Origin of the sequence: Mesorhizobium sp. WSM4989, assembly GCF_029625795.1 — a bacterium.
In the GTDB taxonomy this organism is placed as follows: domain Bacteria; phylum Pseudomonadota; class Alphaproteobacteria; order Rhizobiales; family Rhizobiaceae; genus Mesorhizobium.
Map to the genome: position 1 here is coordinate 182,969 of NZ_JARTVN010000005.1, position 20,407 is coordinate 203,375.

Sequence of the window (20,407 nt, forward strand, 5' to 3'; positions counted from 1 at the left end):
TTTAGGCAAGCGACCCCCTCGCATATTTCAGCAGTATCTCATCGTCGGCCTCGATCTCGGCTGCGGCCTCCGAATGAGTCTCGACGGCGCGCCGCACGTCGTCCTCGATTTGTTGCCATTTGTCCCTTGCCGCCGAACATATGACCCATAGCTCCCTCGTCCTGGACGCCGCCATCTCAGCCTCCTCTTGAGCGATTTGGGTATCATCAAGCATCTGCCGTCTGGAATTGATCTCAGCGGCAAGTTGTTCAGTGTGAAGGCGGTGACGGTCGAGCGCTGCGCTAGACAAGTTGTCGAGTGACATCAGATGCTGATAGAGCGCTGCTTCTTTTCTTGAACAATGTTGCTGTATCATTGCAAGCTCCCTAGAGGCATTTTGTACGGCTGAGGCGGCCACATCGCGCTGGGCTTCCTTCTTGGACAGCTCGCCAAGGGCACGACGCTCTTGCATTTCCTTCAGAAGCCGTATACTCGAAGACTGAATCCAGTTTACGCGGTCAGACGCGACATCCATGCGACCGTCTCCTCGAAATCTGACGCGTCATCTTCGCTCTGGCGCAGAAACTCCCTCAGTTCGTCGATTGACGCGACAGCCCGGTCAGTCAGGGGATCTCCACCTGGCTTGTATTCGCCAACATTGATCAAGAACTCGGTCTCGGCATAGCGCGACAGGAGCTCGCGGAAAATGGATGCTGCCTTGCGATGTGTCCCCGAAACGACTGCATCCATGACGCGGCTGCGACTCTGCAGCACATCAATAGCGGGGAAATGCGATCGCGCCGCAATAGCGCGTGAGAGGATGACATGGCCATCGAGAATACCACGCGATTCCTCGGCGATTGGATCACCCGTGCCATCACCCTCTACAAGCACCGTATAGAAGGCCGTGATTGAGCCCCGCTCACCCATGCCGGCGCGCTCGAGCAGGCCTGGCAGCATGCCAAAAACGGAAGGAGGAAAGCCCCGTCGCGTCGGCGGCTCACCCGCAGCAAGGCCTATTTCGCGCATAGCGCGGCAGAAGCGCGTCAGCGAATCCAGCATGAGAGCAACGCGTAGGCCTTGATCGCGGAAATATTCCGCGAGCGCAGTCGCCATTGGAGCGCATTGCGCACGCTCTACCGCCGAGCGGTCGGATGTTTCAACCACGACGACCGTACGGAGAAGGCCCTCTTCACCAAGATTCCTTTCGATGAATTCACGAACTTCCCGTCCACGTTCGCCTATGAGCGCCACTATGACGACGTCAGCGGCGGCACCCTTTACGATCTGTGACAACAGCGTCGACTTGCCACCACCTGGCTCGCCATAAATCCCGATCCGCTGGCCCTCGCCGCACGTCAGCAGACCATCGAGGACACGGACCCCAAGCGGGAATGGCCGCTCAATCATGCGCCTCGTCATCGGATTGGGGGCTCTGCCATGCAGGGGCCGAGTTTCGACGGTCTTGATTTCGCCTTTGCCGTCCAATGGGCGGCAACGACTGTCGATCACGCGACCGAGCAAATCGCCGCCGACGGGCACCTCACGCATTCGGCCAGTGGCCACGACCTCTGCGCGGCTGGATAGGCCCACCAAGTCCCCGATCGGTGTCAGCAATACACCATCACCCGACAGGCCGATCACCTCGGCCTCGAGCGACAGCCCGGTTCGCGGGTCCTCTAGGAGGCAAAGTTCCCCAATACGAGTGTCTGGCAAGACGGCATGAACCAGTGTGCCGATAGCCCGCGTGATCCGACCGCGCACCGCACGCGTGTCAATTCGCTTGGCCGCAGCCCTCAAAGACGAGATTGCTGGAACGAGAGCTCGAGTGTGGGCGTCAGCGTTATGTTCTGGGACGGGCTTTCTCATAGCTCGCCTTTCTCACAGAGCGTCCCGAAACCAAGGCGCAGCGCGCGCATCTGGGCGTCAAGTCCAAGGTCAACATTGCCGTACTCGCTCCACAGCACGCAGCGTTGCGGCGACAATGTCGGGTCGGGCTCGATCCGCACCCTTGGTCGACCATCCTGGCCGTCGCATCGAGCAAACTCTCGTGCAAGCATGTCGACTTGCATGGGAGAAACATGAAGGCAAACGTCGGCGCCGCTGTATTGACACTCTATGGCGTGACGAACAGCCCTCACCAATAGCTCGCCCGGATCGAAAGCGCCGATAAGATCGCTCAATATTTCCATCACGAGCTGCGGCAATTCCTGCTCCAGAGCCGCCTTTCGTCGCGCGATTTCGGAGATTGTCTCCGCAATCAACCCTGCCATCTCCTCGGTGCCTGCATTCGAGCCCTCCATGTGGCCGCGCGCCCACGCCCGCTGGTAAACCGCGCGTGCCCAGTTTCGAACGCGCTGCCGATGCCGTTCTGCCGCGGCAAGGGCTTGCGCGGCGCTGTGCCAGGTTTCGAGCTCGCTCGCGGGTATCAGTGGTCCGACTGGACGCATCTGCGGCGCTATTGGCCCCTCGGAAAGTTCGACTGTCATTTCACCGGGGTCTCTGTCTCAAAATGAGCTACTACAAGTGAAAGCAATTGGCCGGCGGCGGTCCAATGCTCATGTGCTGGAGTCTCCGCGGCAGTCCCCTCGGGCAATCGAAGAAGCACGCGGTTACGCTCGGTCGCTGAACTGTCCTGGAGCCAAGCTCCAAGACATGCGTGTCCATCGTATTCGATTTGCTGAGCGAGTTTTTCTGGGTCCGAGATCAGTCTTTTGTCAACAGCATGCAGCAGGTGTCGGATTCCGAATGCGTGTGCATCCACGCCGATGCGTTTAACAAGGATGGCAAGCTCAGGCTGAGAGACAAACGCGACCAGCGAACGGGCATGCCAGATACTACCAGCAAGAAGGGTCGCTCGATATGGATCATGCCCGCGTAGAAGGTCCGGCCTGCAGCCGATGTGGTTCAGATCCACGTCATCGTTGCCCAGCAATTCTGCCAGCCTTGGATGCAGTCTGGAACACTTCTGCAACTTCACTAACGTTTCGGCCGATAACGCTGGATCAAGACGCGCCGCAAGACGGGTTGGATGGGCCGAAGCCGCAAGCTCGCTCGCGCCCGGAAAGTGCGGACCATCAGGTCGGGCGGTCTGTATAGGCATTGGCAATGAGATGTCACCCACGTCCAATTGCAGGCATTCTTTTGCGAATGGCCTCGACAGCAGAAGCATCCCGGCGCCCCTCGACCTTGGAAACGCCGGTTGATTGCTTGCGCCGACGCGTAACAACGCCGATCAAGAGATAACAGGCCACGGCGAATACGGCTGCGGCAAAACCTGTTACGGTCGCCAGAAGTGGCGCAGGAAGAGGTAGTGATGCTTGTGGCAAAACAGCAGTCGGATCGGGCCGTTGCTCGTGTGCGGAACGTTCTACCGGCACCAAAACCACTTCCACCTTATCGTAGGACAGGCCTTCGATGCTGTCGGCTACAAGCATCTTTATCTTTGGCAGCAGAGCCGCGACATTTGTTTTTGCGTCGTGCCTGATAAACACCGAGGCCGAGGATGGCGTGGCACCGGCTCGCACAAGGTCGTTATGCGGCAGCACGACGTGAACACGTACAGAAAAAACGCCATCGATATCGCTGATCGTCCGCGACAACTCTTCGCTCAGGGCATACACGTAACGGGCACGCTCTTCGGTCGGCGAGGCAATCAGGCCTGATCCTTGGAATATCTCACCGAGGTTCTTGAAGGATTGGCGCGGCAGCCCCTTGGCGTTCAGAAGGTTGATTGAGAAGGCGAGCAGCTTTTCGTCAACCTGGATCGTGCTGGTTCCATCCTTGGCGACCACCCGGATCGCGGCGACCCCGTTGTCTTCAAGAAGTGCGAGCATTTCATTTGCCTCACGCTCTTGCAATTGCGTGTAGAGGTCGGCTTTGCAAGCAGTGAGGGCGACGAGAACTGGCAGCATGACAAGTCTAACCGACCGCCACCCTGACAGGCCACGCATGATTTCGCCCTCGGCCAAGCCAATCATGCGCGCGGTTCAGCCTTCCTTCAAAAGTTTATTCACGGATGATGTGACGCCGCTGACGCCTTTGGAGATAAGCGCCACCTGGGTGACGCCGTTGTAAACATCCCGAAGACCAGCCATCATCGTTTCGAAGTCTTGCCCTTGTTGGGGAATGCCCGAGATTCCGGTTCCCGCCTCACCTGGAACGGGAAGCTTCTGCGCCGGTCCCGGTAGAGCGCCCTTCGAAAGGGCTATGTCATGGTCGAGCGCGGGGAAGGAAACAGTGTTGTGTGGATATAGGGAGGAAATCGTCTGCAACACGCGATCGCCCATGCCGCTCGTCGGCGCAGCCGCGCGCTGAACATCCATCGCCGCAGCAACTGGCGCCGCACTCGCTGGCCCCGCGGCGGCATCGTTTTTCAGCGAGTCGGCTGCATGCCCTAAGGCGCGCTCAAACTGGGCCTGCTCGACAATCGACGGTGATCCGACCCTGGGGAGGCCAGCCGTTAGAGTGGCAGAGATCGACGTGACAGGCATCATCATGTAAGGACTCGGTTGCTCTCTCTGACCGGGCGAGCCCCGCCCATTCATCACCCGGTGTCGGCGCAACACTCCTAGGGGGGCAAGCTGACAACAAGCTGACTAACGGCGGCGTCATTTCGACAATCTAAAATCTCTTCGGCAATTTAGTCACTTGTGATGATTTCAGCGTTTGGTTTATCAGTGCGACATGCCGAGAACGCTTATCCAACCCGTCACCCTGCATGTTTTGAGACTTCTTTGTGCCGGGTTTTTTCTGTCCACCGGGATTCACCCGGCGCATGCAGTCCCGCTGTCCCTTCCGGCGACACCCTATAGATACACGGTTCTGGATCAGGAGCTCGCTGCAGCGTTGCAGGAATTCGGCAACAACCTGAATATCAGGGTCAACATCAGTCCTGCGGTGAAGGGGCGAATTCGCGGACGTATGCCTGATTTGCCACCGCGCGCGTTCCTCGACCGCTTGACGAACCTTTACGGTCTACAATGGTACTATGACGGCCTTGTGCTCTATGTGTCTGCTGCACAAGAATCGCAAACTCGAATGCTTTTGATGACGTCGATTCGCTTCGATGCGTTCAAGGGGGCTCTCGACAAGCTTGATATCTCCGACGAGCGCTATGTGGTCAAACCCGTGCCAGGCAATGGCCTCGTCTTCGTTTCCGGTCCACCGCGCTTCGTCGCACTCGTGGAGCAGACCTTTAACGGCTTGGTGGCGCAGGCGCAGGCGCAGACTCACATAGCGGCAACGCCAAAGGAATCAGTGCTGATCTTGTTTCGCGGCTCCTCCACTACGGTCGTTCGCGACGGACGACCGGATGCTTCTTATTCTTCTGACATCCCACAACAGGATAGCGTTGGCGGGAAGCCTGAGCTGGGCAAGAAATGAACATTGAGGATTTCCCGCAGCTCTGAAGAACATGACTGCGGCTACCCCTTTGTGAACTCTTCGCAAACTCGTCAGTTTCTCGAAAGCTAATCCGCTCATGATGAGTCCCGGCAGCTCTCGCGGTGACTCCGGCCATTGTGTTGGACCGAACCTTGGAGCCGGCCCGGAACACAGCAATTGAAGGCAGGGCAGGCGCATTCGTGACCTGCCGACGCTTGGAATTGTCGAATTTTGTGAAACGCAAGGGATCTTCTGTCGGGGTCTCTTGTGGGGATTTCAACGTCACGTCTGAGGATGCATAATGTCGGCCAGTAATCTTTCAACTTTCTACCGCTCAAATTCGCTACAGTCCGCAAGGGGTTGGCCGGGCCTGAAAGTTTCCCATTTTGCGACCCAGCATCAGCAAAGTGCATCGTGCTTCGAAGCGATGCTGTCCACTTGTGTGCTGGCAGACAAGCCCGGCTCTTTCGCGCAAGGGGATCTGCCAGCGTCGAATCTTGATTCGACAATGGATAAATTGCGGCAGGACCCTTTGGGCCATCTGGCACCGGATGTCTTGACATTGAATGGCTTGGAGCAACACCCACTGGATCTGCTGCCGCCAAATATGAGGGCGGCTCTCAAGGAGGACCAATCGCAACGCTCCAAGGCGACTGAAGCCCAACATCTGCTCGGCGTCACTCCGAAGATCGAGCCGGCTCCCAGGCCGAGCCCCGGAATCACGTGGAACGGTGGGTCGCTGACCACGGCTGAGTTGCAGATTGTTGCGGTACTCAACCGTCACAAGGACCAATGCCCGCTTACTTGGAAGTCGTTGACCGACAAAGCCAATGATCCCTCTACGCCACCGGATCTGAAAGCGGCGATCCAGGGACTGCAGCAGGATTCGGGACTTTTTTATGCGATTGGCTCGCAGGGCGACGGCCGCTGTGGAGGCAAGATCAACGCCAAGGACTTGGCCGGATTTTCAAACCACCACCCACAAGTTGCTGCATTTCAGGAAGCCCAAGCGCGAAGCTACGAGCAGAACTACATACCATCCGACGGCAGCGGAGGTTTGCAGCCTTCGGTCATGACCTTGAGCGATGCCTTGCGGGAGTTTTACCGGTACTCCGAAAATCTGTCCAAGGACCTGAGTCTGGATGAGTTCAAGAAAATGGTCGGCGGCGAATCGAAAAACGGCAAATTTCCGCCCCAGGTCATTGCGGCGGCGCAATATTTCCTCGATCACCCCGATGCTTGGAACCAGTTGTGCGGTGGCTCGAAAGGGAAGATGCACAAAGAGGATTTCCTGCAAGTCGCCTCATCGTCGATGAGCCTCACGCAAACTGAGCTGAATACGGTCGAGATGATCAAGGACCATCAGGACACGTTCTTTGGAAGCGGTGTTCTGACTCGCGACAAACTGGCGAAAATGAAAGACGACAAGAGCCTTGATCCGAAAGTGCGGGAAGCAGCCTCTCAGCTCCTTTCAGATCCTCTTTTGTTTGGCCTCCTGAACAATTCGATCACGGGCTATAAGACCCATCATAAATTCTTCGACTTTGGCGGCGGGCATACGGTTGATTCCGGCAATATCAGCAAAAAAGACTTTGCCCATTTTTGCACAAACATGTCGTCTGCGAACCGCAACGTTCAGCAGCCAATCACCCACGGCGCCCAAACCGCAGAAGAGCAGAATGCCGTCGCGGACATGAAGATGGGCCTGATGGACCAGCCTGACATTAAGTCAGCCAAAAAGAACGGCGGGGCCGTCATGCACGTCGTCGACTCCGTGCTCAAAATCGAGACGAAAGTGCTCGACTTGGCGGCAACGGCGGTGGGACTGCTCAGCTTCATTCCGGGCCTCGGACAAGTAGCCGATCTTGCCTCGATGGTTCTCGAGGCTGAGTCGCAAGCAGCCAATCTCCTGCGTACGGCCATTAACGGAGGCGATATGAAGCGAGCGCTGGAGGAAGCTGGCCTCAATATGGCCGCGCAGGCGATCGGCCTTATCGCAGGCCCCGAGGTCAAGCTGGCCATTCGAAATGGGCTCGTAAAGCACCTGATGGAAGAGGCCTTGGCGGCAGGCATTGATCTTTCGGTCTCGACGGCGCAGGACTACGCAGAAGGCTATGTGAATAACCTCAAAGCGCGCCTTGCAGGCGGCCCTGAGCAAAGCCTAGGCCTTCCGAGCATGCCATCATTCCAGAGTGTGGCAAGCAATGTGCCCTTCGTCGGCATTGCCTTATCCTAGCCGTCGCCTTGCGCGGAAGCTTTGGCTCGCGCGCTGACATAAGGGTCATTGTGGCACAAGCAGGGGTTCATCCGCATCAACGCAAGCGGTGTTCCTGACGCCATCTGGATCGGACTGTGAGGGGGATGTCCGAAGTCTGTGAAGACTTCGGTATATGACGACTTCAGAGTTACGCTGAGCCCAGCCATCTCGAGCCGGTGCGCCGGGTCGAGGTTTTCACGGGCGCCGGCCGGTAGCGGGAATGGTCTCCGGAAGGCACGGCGCGGATGGTGGCGGAGCGGCGCAGCCGAAGGAACGGCTGTCGCGCGCCCAGGGCGGCCTCCCGAACAGCAGACGATGATCTCCTGCCTTGGGCCTATATCCTCGTGCCACGCTCAAGGCAGTCGGCTGAAAACAGCGCTGATTTAAAACAGCATTATCCTGCACTGCACCCTCGATCCTTGCGCTCACCGATCGCTCGTCGACACGCACGCGGTCAAGTCGTTATCGGCGCTATGCCGATGGGCTTCGAGAGCAAGGTGGACGCTGAGCGGTGCGTCAGCCTCAGGGCGCGGCTGGCCAGCTTTGGGTCTCACGCTCTATGACGGCAACACCCGGCTGATCCACTTGGCCTGTTCGCGGGCTCCCGGCAGCGGCGCGGAAGCCACGGTCCGCCTTCCTCGGCTTCAGGCCAAAGATACCGCAGCATGCTCCAGAGCTATGTCTGCCGCCTTCGCCCCATCGTCGCTGGTCATGTGGAAAGGACAAGCAGGCTACGCACCCTATAATCCCGTCGGGCAGGATTCGACAGTCGACGGCGAGACATTCGCCAAACCTCCCCCTTGATTCTCAGCAACGTTAAAAAAAATTCACATAATGTTCGTGAGTGTAGTCTCCTGTCAGGTGGTACATTAGCCCCAATATCTGGCGTCTTAGTCGTAGAAAGGACTGTGATCTATCTTCCATTAGCATCCATACCAGCGGATTTACAGCAAATGACGAGAGAGGTCTCATGCGGATTGATGGGGATAGAAGGGCTAGCGGCTTGCTGCATCCCGTCCGGGTTGATGCTAACCAATGTTGACACTGGTAAATCGCCTAAGGACGGCAGCGCATCTTGATCGCCTTCGAATCCTGGGCCTTTGCGCGCATGCGGATCTAACCGTCGGCGAGCTGGCCGATATTACCGGTCTGCCTCGCGAGCAGGTTCGACGCCACGTTCGGCGGCTGGTCAGAGCCAACTTTCTTTGCTGCAACGAACAACGTCCGCAGTCTTCGTACCATATGCAAGCAGGAGGCAAGGATGGCGAGCTGGCTCAATTGGTGGTCGATCTCCTGCCCCACGATGATGGCCATCATAAAAGAGACCTACAACGCCTGGAAGCAATACAAGACGCGCGGTTGAAGGGACCGCCTGCTTGATCGTGAAATAGATCAGTCCAAATGGAGCGCGACTACCATGGATAACTCCGCCGGCGGCGCCATCGCGCAGCCCGACACTTACGGGCGGCCTCACTTAGCCGCCGTCGACTCCCGCGTTCACGAACTGCTTCTAAGACAGGAGCGTCAGGAGCGGACAACTCTCAAACTGATCGCCTCCGAGAACTTTGCCTCCTCGGCGGTGTTGGAAGCGACCGGGTCGATTTTCACCAACAAGTATGCCGAGGGATACCCCGGTGCGCGCTACTACGCCGGAAACGAGATCGTCGATGAGCTTGAGACCCTCGCGATCGAGCGCCTGAAAGCGCTATTTGGCAGTGAACATGCCAACGTCCAGCCTTATTCAGGCTCGCCAGCCAACCAGGCTGTCTATCGCGCGCTTTTGAGCCCCCGTGACAAAGTCATGGGCTTGCCTTTACCCGAAGGCGGCCATCTGACTCACGGTTGGTCCGTCAATTTTTCCGGCAGCGATTATCAGCGCGTCCCGTACAGGCTGCACGAAAAGACACAGCAAATTGACTATGACCACTTGCGCGAGACCGCCAAGCGGGAACGCCCGAAGCTAATTTGGGTCGGCGGAACTGCTTATCCGCGTATTTTTGACTACGCGGCAATGGCCGAAATTGCTTCGGAGGTGAACTCGTATCTGGTGGCTGACATCGCCCACATCTGCGGCCTGGTTGTCGCAGGAGTGCATCCGAACCCCGTGTCCCATTGCGATGTGGTCACCAGCACCTCTCACAAGTCGATCCGCGGTCCCCGGGGTGGCTTCATTTTATCAAGGAATGAAGACCGTTATCAGCCCCTCCATCATCCGAAGAGCAAACACAATCTGGCCAAACGTATAGACCGCGCCGTGTTCCCTCTTCTGCAAGGCGGACCGCATATGAATACTATCGCCGCGCTTGCCGTCGCTTTGCAGGAAGCAGCGAACTCGTCCTTTCGTGTCTACGGTCAGCAGATCGTCCACAACGCCAAGGCTCTGGCCCAGGCACTTCTGGAGCGAGGTTATGAACTCGTCACCGGGGGCACTGACAATCACATGCTGATCCTTGATCTTCGGGACCGGTCGCTGTCAGGCAAAGCCTATGCGGAGCGCTTATCGCGTGCAGGCATCATTGCGAATTTCAATATGGTCCCGGGCGACCGGCGGCATCCGGCGCTGACAAGCGGCATCCGCTTAGGGACACCAGCGGTGACGTCCATGGGCATGCGCGAAACGGAGATGGTGCAGATCGCCGCTTTCATCGACTCGGTCTGCCGCCAGCCCGATGACCAGGAAGTTCATGCGAGCGTACGAAGAGACGTTGCCGACTTCTGCACTGCGTTCGATGTTCCCGGCATCCCCGACCGATAAGCCACCCCAATCCAGAAACTCCTCACTAACTCCAGCACTTGAAGCGAGGGCATTTTTATGACCAGGCAGTTCGTGTTCTCTTCCGAATCCGTCGGCGCGGGACACCCCGATAAGATGGCAGACAACATCTCCGATGCCATTCTCGATGCGGTCCTGCGCACCGATCCGAAGGCGCGCGTCGCCTGTGAAGTGTTGGTGAAGACGGGGATGGTCGTTGTGGCTGGCGAGATCACCAGCCATGCCCACATCGATTACAGCCAAGTCGCCCGCGATACGATACTCGATATTGGCTACGACGATGATGCGATTGGCTTTGATGGTCGACGTTGCGCCGTCGTTCTGGCCCTCACCGAGCAGTCGCCCGACATAAGCCAGGGCGTTGATGAAGGACGAGGGCAGGATCTCGGGCAAGGGGCAGGGGATCAGGGCATCATGTTTGGATTCGCATGCAACGAGACGGATACATTGATGCCCCTGCCGATCCAACTCGCTCACCATTTGACGAAAAGACAGGCCGAGGTCCGGAAAGCGGGACAGCTTGGCTGGCTGCGTCCGGACGTGAAATCTCAAGTGTCGGTACGCTACGAAGGGCTCCGCCCGGTGGCGCTGGATACCATAGTCCTGTCAACGCAGCATGACGAAGCGGTCTCACAAGCCACGGTCCGCGAAGGCGTCATTGAGGAGATCATAAAACCGGTCCTGCCGGCCCACCTGGATACTTCGGGGATCAGATTTCTGGTCAACCCAACAGGGCGGTTCGTGGTCGGTGGGCCTGCCGGCGACTGCGGCCTCACAGGACGGAAGATCATCGTCGATTCCTACGGTGGGACCGGGCGTCACGGCGGCGGTGCCTTTTCGGGCAAGGACCCATCCAAGGTTGACCGCTCGGCGGCCTATGCCGCCCGGTATGTCGCGAAGAACATCGTTGCCAGCGGCCTTGCGGAGGTCTGCGAGGTTCAGCTTGCCTACGCGATCGGCGTGGCCAGTCCGGTTTCTGTCATGGTCAATACCTTCGGAACCGCAAGGATCGAGGAAAAAAGGATCGAGCGCCTTGTTCTCGAGGTTTTCAATCTCCGACCGAAAGGCATCATCAAGATGCTTGATCTCTTACGGCCGATATACCGCAAGACGGCGACATACGGACACTTCGGGCGTGAAGAGCCTGAGTTCACTTGGGAGAAGACGGACAAAGCTGACGATTTGCTGCGTGAAGCCGGACCGGCAGCTGCGTGAGGGCGGCTGGATCAAGCGCATGCGGCAACCCATTTCAACTCGCGAGACCACGCCCGGCCGGCGTGGCAAGAAGCCGGCTCGGGTTTTGGCGGAGATTTTGATGCCGGATTATGACGTGCTTTGCATCGGCAATGCCATTGTCGACATCATCGCCCAGTGCGACGAGGAATTCCTCGAGACCAACGGCATCATCAAGGGCGCGATGAACCTCATCGACACACAACGCGCCGAACTGCTCTACAGCCGCATGGGCCCGGCGATCGAAGCGTCCGGCGGCAGCGCCGGCAACACGGCGGCCGGCGTCGCCAGCTTTGGCGGCCGCGCGGCCTTCTTCGGCAAGGTCTCCAACGATGCGCTGGGCGAAATCTACGCCCACGACATCCATGCGCAGGGCGTCGCCTTCGGCACCACGCCGCTCAAGGGTGAGCCGCCGACGGCGCGCTCGATGATCTTCGTCACGCCCGACGGCGAGCGCTCGATGAACACCTATCTCGGCGCCTGCGTCGAGCTTGGCCCTGAGGATGTCGAAGCCGACAAGGCGTCCGGCGCCAAGGTCACCTATTTCGAAGGCTATCTGTGGGACCCGCCGCGCGCCAAGGAGGCAATCCGCCAGACGGCGAAGCTGGCGCACGCGGCAGGCCGAGAAGTGTCGATGACGCTGTCGGATTCGTTCTGCGTCGACCGCTACCGCGACGAATTCCTCGACCTGGTGCGCTCGGGCACGGTCGACATCGTCTTTGCCAACAGCCACGAGATCAAGTCGCTCTACCAGACATCGTCGTTCGACGAGGCGCTGGCCCAGATCCGCAAGGATTGCCGGATCGCCGCCGTCACCCGCTCGGAAAAAGGCTCGGTGATCGTGCGCGGCGACGAGACCGTGGTGATCAAGGCGACCGCCATCAAGGAACTGGTCGACACGACGGGCGCCGGCGATCTCTATGCCGCCGGCTTCCTGCATGGCTACACGCAAGGCCGCGACCTGCAGACTTGCGGCGACCTTGGCTCACTGGCAGCCGGATTGGTGATCCAGCAGATCGGCCCCAGGCCCCGTCAGAATTTGCGCCGCGAGGCTGAGCAGGCGGGGCTGACCATTCCGGACGTTCAAACGAGTTAGTGGCCTACCTTCCCGTTGTGCAGGCTATCTCGCCAGAAGCGCAATCACGGAATAGGGAAATCCTGATGTCGAACATGATGAAGGCGCTTGTGAAGGCCAAGGCCGAACCGGGCATCTGGATGGAAGAGGTGCCGGTGCCGGAAATCGGCCCCAACGACGTGCTGATCAAGATCAAGAAGACGGCGATCTGCGGCACCGACGTGCACATCTACAATTGGGACCAGTGGGCGCAGAAGACGGTGCCGGTGCCGATGGTGACGGGCCATGAATTCGTCGGCACCGTTGCCGATTTCGGCGCAGCGGTCACCGAATACAAGGTCGGCCAGCGTGTATCGGGCGAAGGCCACATCGTCTGCGGCCATTGCCGCAACTGTCGCGCCGGGCGAGGGCATCTGTGCCGCAACACGCTCGGCGTCGGCGTCAACCGTCCAGGCGCCTTCGGCGAGTATCTGGCGATCCCGCAGCACAATGTCGTGCCGATCCCCGACGATGTGCCCGATGAGATTGCCGCGATCTTCGATCCCTTGGGCAATGCCGTCCACACCGCATTGTCCTTCGATCTGGTCGGCGAGGACGTGCTGGTGACTGGCGCCGGGCCGATCGGCATCATGGGCGCGCTCGTCGCCCAATGCGTCGGCGCGCGCAAAGTGGTCATCACTGACATCAACCCGGTGCGGCTGGCGCTAGCCAAGAAACTCGGCGTCCAGCATGTCGTCGACGCCTCGAAGGAGAAGCTGCGCGACGTCATGCCGGTGCTCGGCATGACCGAGGGGTTCGACGTCGGCCTCGAAATGTCAGGCGCCGCCCCCGCTTTCCGCGACATGATCGACACCATGAACAATGGCGGCAAGATCGCCATTCTGGGCATCGCGCCGACCGGCTTCGAGATCGACTGGAACAAGGTCATCTTCAAGATGCTGCATCTCAAAGGCATCTACGGCCGCGAGATGTTCGAAACCTGGTACAAGATGATCGCGCTTGTGCAGGGTCCGCTGGATGTCTCCGGCCTGATCACCCACCGCATCGGCATCGACGATTTTCAGATCGGTTTCGATGCGATGAAGAGCGGCAGTTCCGGCAAGGTGGTGATGGACTGGTAGGGATTGCCTTGGCCGCTATTCAGGAAAAGCTGACGACAGCACCTCTGGTCCGCCGGACATTTTCCAACTAGGGGAACATGGCTGGGTGGAGAGCTATGGCTCCGCTACGTGCGCTCGCTAATCATATACGGCGACGTATCGCGGCCCACCCGGTGACGGTCGATGGGGCAATTCGCTTCAGTCGATGACGGAAACCCGGTGAACCGATGCTGAGGCCCCGACGCGATCGTCTATTTCCTATGATCTGCGATTGAGGTCGAGGTGTTGCCGCTTTCAGCGGGTAAGATGCGATAGACGACTTCCGGTACCCTTCCGGTCAGCGAAAAGGAAGGCAACGAGCCGCATTGCCTCAAGCAAAATGTTACCAATAGTGTCCTGTTCCAAAGGGGATGGACAGGTCGTGCCATTCCGGTTCGGGGGAAGGATGGCGCGGCTCAGCATGGCGACACGGTGAAGCGGCGATCGTGGAGCTTTATTGCGGCGTTGACAAGCGGCGCATTCTGGATGAGTTCGAGGCGGTAACCGGCTATTATTCGCAAGCGCGCGATCCGTCTTATGAACCGTCGTGAGCAGAGGCCGTCTGCGGGCAAGAGCCGCAGCCGCTGTTACGGCAGCGATGTCCGCGACGCGCTCATCGTGTTGTGGGAGGATTCGGAGCGGCTGGGTCCGCATCGACGCTCGCGGCGGCCAGCGCCGCCGGGCAGGAATGAGTTCGCAGTTCGCCGCTCGGTGCCAGCCCGCACCTTCGGCGATTGGAAAGATCCGCCGCCCGGCTTTGTTGAGCGCATTCGGGCACGTCTTCGTCAGGGAGCTTCGTGCAGACGATGGTGCTGACCGGATTGCCGCCGGCTGGACCGATTGCATTCCGCTCCGCACGCGCGACAGCGGCAATGTGATCATGGCGATCAAGCAGGCCCGCTCCCGGTTTCGCTGACCCTGTGCTGCTGTTTGCCGGCATCCGCCCGCACAGGAAGAGCTTGTAAAAGTGCGGAAATCGAGGAGCCGTTGGTCGTCGATCTTCAGCCTGAACGCGGTCGTTTGCTGGTGCCGCAAATCGGCTGTTGCATGTACATCCCTGTCAGACGTCAGTTTTCCTCGCCTATTTTGGTGTCGAGCGCGAAGTGCTCCAACCAGATTGCAAGGCTTTTTGGAAATGAGAGCGGCTTTGCGCAGGGCGCTCCGTTGTTGAGCATTCAAGCTACCAAGCCAATGACGCGCAGGTTCCACCAGGCTCGCCAGCCTTGAAGGACAGCGAAAAAAGCAGAGCACGACAGACACAACAGTGCATCAGGACGCCGCAGTCGTTGAAGATGGTGCGCTGCATCCATACCGTGGATGCATTCGATCCAAATAATCGATTTGTTCAATCAGTTTCTCGAAAGCTAACCCTACCCTCTGTGGGAATCGGGCTCTGAGCCGCGACGCTGCCTTGCGAGCGCAGGGGCTGCACGTAGGAGAGATGATGCAACGAGAAATCGCACGCGGGTTGCTGGCCTCGTGGGTTCGCCGACCGGCGTATTTGAGCCCGTCAGTTGGTCCTCACCCGCGCCTATTGCCACCGAGCGACTTGCATGTCCCTCCGACTCGGACCAGTTCCGAGAGCTGCGACGAGTTGCGCGCCGTGTGCTCCGATCAGATGGCCGCCGGTGACGCGTTCGATGGGCCGTCCCTCTTCGAGAGGAGATGAAATGCGAACGCTGCTCGTGGATCATCATGCGGATCTTGCGCGCGCCATGCGACTTGCGCTCGGGGATGGCGGCTTCGTCGTTGATGTCGTTGGTACTCTGGAACTGGCTTCGAGTGCATTTTCTTGCGCCAGCTATGAAATTCTCCTGCTGGAATTGGCTCTGCCAGATGGCGATGGCTTGGGTTGGCTGAGGCAGTTGAGGACCCACGGGCATTCAGTTCCTGCCGTCATTATGAGCAGCCTTAACGATCTCGATAAGCGAATTGCGATCTTCAACGGTGGTGCGGACGACTTTCTGCTCAAACCCATCTCTACCGATGAGCTTATTGCCAGAATGAGAGCCATTCTGCGCCGGGCGACACAGATGACCGACCTGAGGCTCGTATTTGGCAATCTCGACTTTGATCCGGTCGCCCGCCAGGTTTTCGTTGATGGGCACCCAATGATGATCGCACGTCGCGAACTCTGTGTTCTAGAGCACCTGCTTAACCGGGCAGGCCGCATCGTGCCCCGTGCGCAATTGGAAGATCACCTCTATTCATTCAACGACGACGTGTCTGCCAACGCGCTTGAAGTCGGAATTTATCGTTTACGGGGACATCTGACCAGATCAGGTGCAACGCCACGGATCAAGACCATCCGAGGCATTGGTTACATCCTAGAATTGACTGACGCCTCGTCCGCATAGTTTGTCGAATCGAAAGAAGATCTATTTTGCTGATCCTTCAACATCCTTGCGCTGCGCTCAATTGGCGGGCGATCGCCAACAAGGTTACAAGACCTGCAGTGCCCCGTTACCTGGGCCATCTCCTCTGCGCGCTTATTGTGACTTTCCCACTTGGTGTCGCGGCGCAAAACAAGCAGGACAAAGGCCCGCCGCATGCGGCTTCGAATAGCATCAACGCCACGCTGACCCTTTCCTCTTCGCTCGGGGAGACCGTTCATCTGCCCGGGCCAGCCACGACCATCTTTGTTGCTGACCCCACGATCGCGGATTTTCAGGCGCCATCGAGCAAAACAATCTTCGTCTTTGGCAAGAAATCGGGGCGGACCAGCCTATTCGCCTTGGATGGCAATGGCGAGCCTCTCGCCGAATTGCGTATCGTTGTCACGCAACCGATCGGGGATTTACGCGCCATGTTGCGGGAGCAGGTCGGCGACTATCCCATCCGCGTCAACTATACGCCGCGCGGCGCAATCCTTAGCGGGACGGCGCCCGACGCAGAGGTCGCCGACACCGCAAAAAGAGTCACTGAGCAATATCTGGGCGACGGAGCGCAAGTCGTCAACAACATCAAGGTCGCTGGATCCCTGCAAGTTAACCTCAGCGTGCGCGTAGCCGAAGTCTCACGCAGCGCCATGAAGTCACTCGGCGTCAACTTGTCCGCCTTCGGTCAAATCGGCAATTTCAAAGTGGGCGTTCTAAGCGGAAGCGCTGCAAGCGCTGGGTCTGGTTCAACCCAGGGTGGCGGTACAGCAGAAATCGGATTCGACAACGGTGCCGTCAACGTCAGCGCGGTTCTCGACGCGCTCGCCAAGGAGCATATAGCTTCCGTCCTGGCTGAGCCGAACCTCACCGCTATGTCGGGTGAAAAGGCCAGCTTTCTCGCGGGCGGCGAATTTCCCATTCCTGTCCTGCAGGAAAACAGGCAGGTATCGGTTGAATTCCGTCACTTCGGCGTCAGTCTGGAATTTGTGCCGACAGTTCTCAGCAACAATCAAATCAACATTCACGTAACGCCCGAAGTCAGTGAACTGTCGACGCAAGGTGCCGTGCAAATCAACGGAATTTCCGTGCCGGCAGTTTCCACGCGCCGAGCCGATACGGTCGTCGAACTCGCCAGCGGCCAGAGCTTCGCAATCGGCGGTCTAATCAGGCGGAACGTCAACAATGATGTCAGGGCCTTTCCCTGGCTCGGAGAACTGGCGATCCTGGGACCGCTTTTTCGCTCGACCTCGTTTCAAAAAGAGGAGTCAGAACTGGTCATTCTAGTTACGCCTTACATTGTAAGACCAGGCTCCAACCCAAACCAGATGAGCGCACCGACCGAGCGGGCGGCACCGGCTTTGAACGGAGGGGGCGCTCCGACGAATTCCGTGACAAGTCCCCCGCGAGACCGCGCTGCTATCCGTGCGGGCGCGCCAAGCGCCCAGGGCGGTCTCGGCTTCATCATCGAATAGTGTCATCCAAAGATGTTGCGTTTTATAATCCTCTTTGTCGCTCTGGCACCAAGCGTAAGTGGCTGCACAAGCACTACGCCAGTTGATGTCGAACCATCGGCACCAATGCTTGTCCGAGAGGAGACCACCGTCCTGACGTTGCAAAGCCTGCGCGCTTCCGAACGGCAGCGTTTGCGTGTTTTCCTAGACAAGGCCAGTCGCGGCCGGTTCGATGCCATCCACCTCCTCATCAGCGGTTCGCCCCAGCTCAGCGCAGGGGTAGCCCATCAGGCCAGGCAGTTGGCAATCGAAGAAGACAACATTCAATTGCGCGATCAACACGACGCCGGCTCAGTGCGAATTGAGGCGATTGTCTATCACGCCCGTCCGCCGGTCTGTCCCTCATATGGTGCCTTACCCAATGAAGAATCCTTCAAACAGCCGCTTGGTTGTTCGACAGGACATAACCTGGCCGTGATGGTCAACGATCCGCGCGATCTGCTCGACAATCAGGCCGTCAAGGCCGGCGATGGCGATCGTGCTTCTGTACCAGTTGCAACTTACAGAACATTCGGGACGGATAAAGGTGGCTGATACCGCCCTTATCTCGGCAGCACTCCTACCGGAGATTGAAAGCTTCCAATCGCGTCCTGATCTAAAATAAAAGGAACCGCTGGATGCAATATAGGCGCTATATCGAGGGCCTTAGGGCCGTTGCTGTACTTCCGGTCGTACTCTTTCATTTCGGAATTTCGGCGATCCCGGGTGGCTTTAGCGGGGTCGATATCTTCTTCGTCATCTCCGGCTACCTAACCAGCGGAAGCCTCCTGGATGACCTTGAACGCGGCCAATTTTCCATCGTCAACTTCTACTGGCGCCGTGCCCGGCGCATTCTGCCGGCGCTCGTCTTTGTGATGCTTCTCACCTGCATTGCGGCATTGTTCATTCTTCTGCCACCGGATCTGCGCGGATTCAGTCTTAGCATCATAGCTACCTCGACCTTCTGGTCGAACGTTTTCTTCTGGAAAACGTCAAGTTACTTCTCTATCGATGCCGCGCTTCTACCACTGTTGCACACTTGGCCGCTTTCCGTAGCGGAGCAGTACTACATCTTCGCACCAATCCTGATGTTCCTAATCTATCGCTACATCGGGAAGCGCTGGCTGACGACACTTCTTCCGATAATTCTCTGCAGCTTCGTAGTGGCGGTGATGGCGACATCGCTGGCACCCACCGCCGGATTCTATCTGCTGCCGACCCGAATCTGGGAACTCATGTTGGGCGCCCTGCTCATGCTCAAATGCCCCTCGCCGCTGGGCAACCGACTCCTGATGGAGTCGGTGGGGGTGGCCGGATTTGGCCTTCTCGCCATCGGGTTCTTCGCGATTTCGGCGAGTGATCCGTTCCCAGGCTACAACGCCTTGTATCCATGCATCGGAACGGCCCTTCTGATCTATGTTGGCCAAAATACCCCCTCGACGGTCGCCACCCGCATGCTCGAAGTCAGGCCGCTGGTCTGGATTGGGCTCATCTCGTATTCGTTGTATCTTGTTCACTGGCCTCTCAATGCGTTCGCGCACTATCTTTCGTTCCAAAAACTCGATCCGTTGATGACCGGTGCGATGTTGGTGGCAAGCCTCGCATTGGCTGCATTCTCCTGGAAGTTTGTAGAGCAGCCGTTTCGACAGAAGAGGGCCTTCACCTCCCCGGGGCCTATCTTCGCCTTTTCAGCGCTCGCGATCGTTGTCCTTTGTGCCGGCGGAGCGGCGGGGGCGCTCGGCAACGGCTTTCCGCAACGGTTTCCGGACTATGTCCAGCGGCGCATTTCCGTCGGGGACTGGAGGAATGGCATCTGTTTCAACGAGGGCACCAGCCGGATCGAAAGCTGGAATATGGAGGATTGCACGCGCACCAGCGGTTTTCCAACAACGGTTTTTTTGTGGGGCGACTCCTTCGCCGCGCACTATGTTTCCGGCTTGGGTGCTAACATAAATCGATTGCAGGCGAACATCGTTGAATATACGTACGCCAGCTGCGCGCCGATACTCTATTACTACCCGTACGATCGTCTTGATTGTGTCCGGTTCAATCGCAAGGCCTTGGACGTCATCTTGGAAGCGGACATCAAGACGGTTATCCTCAGCGGTAGATGGAGTGACTATGAGGTCAGAGGTTTCGACGGTCTTCAGCAAACAATCGCTACGCTTCGTGCCCTGGGCGTGCGCGTGTTTGTCATCGGCCAGTCTCCGCAGTTCCCAACTGACGTCCGGAAAATTGCGTTCTTCGCCAAGCGCCAAAATCTGGACGATACGTCCTGGCCGATCGCGATGGACCCCGACGTCAACGAACGTGTGCGCTCATTTACCAAAGGCGCCACATTCATCGATCCGCTGAAATTCCTGTGCAGCGCAGGACGCTGCGCCTATTTCGATAGAGGAGAGTTTTTATATTTCGACTATGGTCATTTCTCTTCAGCCGGCGCCACACTGGCAATCTCGAAATACTGGCCGGCTTTTGGCAAGGACAATGCTCTTCCTAAGACGAAGTAGCGGCTCAGCGGCTGACAAGCACCAGTACGGGTCCCAGTGATAGCTCCTGCTTCCGCAGCAGCCGCGACGATGGAGCTGTTCAGGTTTAAGGCCCCCCGATAGTGACCTAGGTGTGGAGCTTCAACAGGTTGTCCTCGATCAGGGCGAGGCGACTGATAGGCGTTTTTGACTTTAGGCTGCCATGTGGA

Annotated in this window: 17 protein-coding genes and 1 pseudogene; 12 read left to right on the forward strand and 6 right to left on the reverse strand. The window is 58.3% G+C overall.

What is annotated here, in order from left to right:
- Position 1 precedes the first annotated feature (1 nt).
- The 6 genes from P9217_RS29180 to P9217_RS29205 are packed head-to-tail and all read right to left on the reverse strand — an operon-like array spanning position 2 to position 4,478.
- Positions 2-514 (reverse strand): hypothetical protein, encoded by a 513-nt coding sequence (locus tag P9217_RS29180; protein ID WP_063169269.1) that lies wholly within the window; start codon positions 512-514, stop codon positions 2-4.
- On the reverse strand, positions 490-1,848 hold the full coding sequence (gene sctN / locus P9217_RS29185) for a type III secretion system ATPase SctN (RefSeq protein ID WP_063169268.1): 1,359 nt from the start codon (positions 1,846-1,848) through the stop codon (positions 490-492). The genes P9217_RS29180 and sctN overlap by 25 nt, the downstream gene beginning before the upstream one ends.
- Entirely contained in the window at positions 1,845-2,468 is a 624-nt protein-coding gene (gene sctL / locus P9217_RS29190; protein ID WP_024505371.1) for a type III secretion system stator protein SctL, read from the reverse strand. The genes sctN and sctL overlap by 4 nt, the downstream gene beginning before the upstream one ends.
- On the reverse strand, positions 2,465-3,103 hold the full coding sequence (locus P9217_RS29195; protein WP_306462320.1) for a nodulation protein NolU: 639 nt from the start codon (positions 3,101-3,103) through the stop codon (positions 2,465-2,467). Before P9217_RS29195 ends, sctL begins: the two co-directional genes overlap by 4 nt.
- Positions 3,096-3,932, reverse strand: a complete 837-nt coding sequence (gene sctJ / locus P9217_RS29200; RefSeq protein ID WP_272483026.1) for a type III secretion inner membrane ring lipoprotein SctJ — start codon at positions 3,930-3,932, stop codon at positions 3,096-3,098. Before sctJ ends, P9217_RS29195 begins: the two co-directional genes overlap by 8 nt.
- A gap of 36 nt (positions 3,933-3,968) precedes the next feature.
- Complete coding sequence (locus P9217_RS29205; protein WP_024505368.1) at positions 3,969-4,478, reverse strand: nodulation protein NolB; 510 nt, start codon at positions 4,476-4,478, stop codon at positions 3,969-3,971.
- Between the two features lie 187 nt (positions 4,479-4,665).
- On the opposite strand from P9217_RS29205, the gene P9217_RS29210 reads away from it, so the two are divergent.
- From P9217_RS29210 to P9217_RS29265, 12 genes and pseudogenes are all read left to right on the forward strand, one after another.
- Positions 4,666-5,364, forward strand: a complete 699-nt coding sequence (locus P9217_RS29210; RefSeq protein ID WP_024505367.1) for a secretin N-terminal domain-containing protein — start codon at positions 4,666-4,668, stop codon at positions 5,362-5,364.
- 301 nt (positions 5,365-5,665) lie between these two features.
- Positions 5,666-7,600 (forward strand): HrpF/NolX family T3SS translocon protein, encoded by a 1,935-nt coding sequence (locus tag P9217_RS29215; protein WP_024505366.1) that lies wholly within the window; start codon positions 5,666-5,668, stop codon positions 7,598-7,600.
- Positions 7,601-8,656: 1,056 nt separating this feature from the next.
- A complete protein-coding gene (locus P9217_RS29220; protein ID WP_082826567.1) occupies positions 8,657-9,001 on the forward strand; it encodes a helix-turn-helix domain-containing protein in 345 nt (114 codons plus the stop codon).
- Positions 9,002-9,038: 37 nt separating this feature from the next.
- The gene (gene glyA, locus P9217_RS29225; protein WP_063169266.1) at positions 9,039-10,376 is read left to right on the forward strand and encodes a serine hydroxymethyltransferase; all 1,338 of its coding nucleotides are present in this window, start codon (positions 9,039-9,041) and stop codon (positions 10,374-10,376) included.
- A gap of 57 nt (positions 10,377-10,433) precedes the next feature.
- Entirely contained in the window at positions 10,434-11,609 is a 1,176-nt protein-coding gene (gene metK, locus P9217_RS29230; protein WP_063169265.1) for a methionine adenosyltransferase, read from the forward strand.
- A gap of 100 nt (positions 11,610-11,709) precedes the next feature.
- Complete coding sequence (locus P9217_RS29235) at positions 11,710-12,723, forward strand: adenosine kinase (protein WP_063170366.1); 1,014 nt, start codon at positions 11,710-11,712, stop codon at positions 12,721-12,723.
- Positions 12,724-12,788: 65 nt separating this feature from the next.
- Entirely contained in the window at positions 12,789-13,823 is a 1,035-nt protein-coding gene (gene tdh / locus P9217_RS29240) for an L-threonine 3-dehydrogenase (protein WP_063169264.1), read from the forward strand.
- Between the two features lie 714 nt (positions 13,824-14,537).
- Positions 14,538-14,706, forward strand: a pseudogene (locus P9217_RS29245) (transposase); the annotation flags it as partial.
- 805 nt (positions 14,707-15,511) lie between these two features.
- On the forward strand, positions 15,512-16,198 hold the full coding sequence (locus P9217_RS29250; protein ID WP_063169262.1) for a response regulator transcription factor: 687 nt from the start codon (positions 15,512-15,514) through the stop codon (positions 16,196-16,198).
- Between the two features lie 71 nt (positions 16,199-16,269).
- Positions 16,270-17,691: a type II and III secretion system protein family protein gene (locus P9217_RS29255; RefSeq protein WP_063170365.1), complete on the forward strand. Its 1,422-nt coding sequence runs from the start codon at positions 16,270-16,272 to the stop codon at positions 17,689-17,691.
- Positions 17,692-17,703: 12 nt separating this feature from the next.
- Positions 17,704-18,264 (forward strand): CpaD family pilus assembly lipoprotein, encoded by a 561-nt coding sequence (locus tag P9217_RS29260; protein ID WP_063169261.1) that lies wholly within the window; start codon positions 17,704-17,706, stop codon positions 18,262-18,264.
- Between the two features lie 83 nt (positions 18,265-18,347).
- Positions 18,348-20,219 carry an acyltransferase family protein gene (locus P9217_RS29265; RefSeq protein ID WP_063169260.1) on the forward strand — a complete coding sequence of 624 codons (1,872 nt, stop codon included), beginning with the start codon at positions 18,348-18,350 and terminating at the stop codon, positions 20,217-20,219.
- Positions 20,220-20,407 lie beyond the last annotated feature (188 nt).

Bases quoted from the DNA above. Each gene is read 5' to 3' on its own strand.
- P9217_RS29180 (WP_063169269.1), bottom strand. From the start codon at position 514: ATGGATGTCGCGTCTGACCGCGTAAACTGGATTCAGTCTTCGAGTATA.
- sctN (WP_063169268.1), bottom strand. From the start codon at position 1,848: ATGAGAAAGCCCGTCCCAGAACATAACGCTGACGCCCACACTCGAGCT.
- sctL (WP_024505371.1), bottom strand. From the start codon at position 2,468: ATGACAGTCGAACTTTCCGAGGGGCCAATAGCGCCGCAGATGCGTCCA.
- sctJ (WP_272483026.1), bottom strand. From the start codon at position 3,932: ATGCGTGGCCTGTCAGGGTGGCGGTCGGTTAGACTTGTCATGCTGCCA.
- P9217_RS29205 (WP_024505368.1), bottom strand. From the start codon at position 4,478: ATGATGATGCCTGTCACGTCGATCTCTGCCACTCTAACGGCTGGCCTC.
- P9217_RS29210 (WP_024505367.1), top strand. From the start codon at position 4,666: ATGCCGAGAACGCTTATCCAACCCGTCACCCTGCATGTTTTGAGACTT.
- P9217_RS29215 (WP_024505366.1), top strand. From the start codon at position 5,666: ATGTCGGCCAGTAATCTTTCAACTTTCTACCGCTCAAATTCGCTACAG.
- P9217_RS29220 (WP_082826567.1), top strand. From the start codon at position 8,657: ATGTTGACACTGGTAAATCGCCTAAGGACGGCAGCGCATCTTGATCGC.
- glyA (WP_063169266.1), top strand. From the start codon at position 9,039: ATGGATAACTCCGCCGGCGGCGCCATCGCGCAGCCCGACACTTACGGG.
- metK (WP_063169265.1), top strand. From the start codon at position 10,434: ATGACCAGGCAGTTCGTGTTCTCTTCCGAATCCGTCGGCGCGGGACAC.
- P9217_RS29235 (WP_063170366.1), top strand. From the start codon at position 11,710: ATGCCGGATTATGACGTGCTTTGCATCGGCAATGCCATTGTCGACATC.
- tdh (WP_063169264.1), top strand. From the start codon at position 12,789: ATGTCGAACATGATGAAGGCGCTTGTGAAGGCCAAGGCCGAACCGGGC.
- P9217_RS29250 (WP_063169262.1), top strand. From the start codon at position 15,512: ATGCGAACGCTGCTCGTGGATCATCATGCGGATCTTGCGCGCGCCATG.
- P9217_RS29260 (WP_063169261.1), top strand. From the start codon at position 17,704: ATGTTGCGTTTTATAATCCTCTTTGTCGCTCTGGCACCAAGCGTAAGT.
- P9217_RS29265 (WP_063169260.1), top strand. From the start codon at position 18,348: ATGCAATATAGGCGCTATATCGAGGGCCTTAGGGCCGTTGCTGTACTT.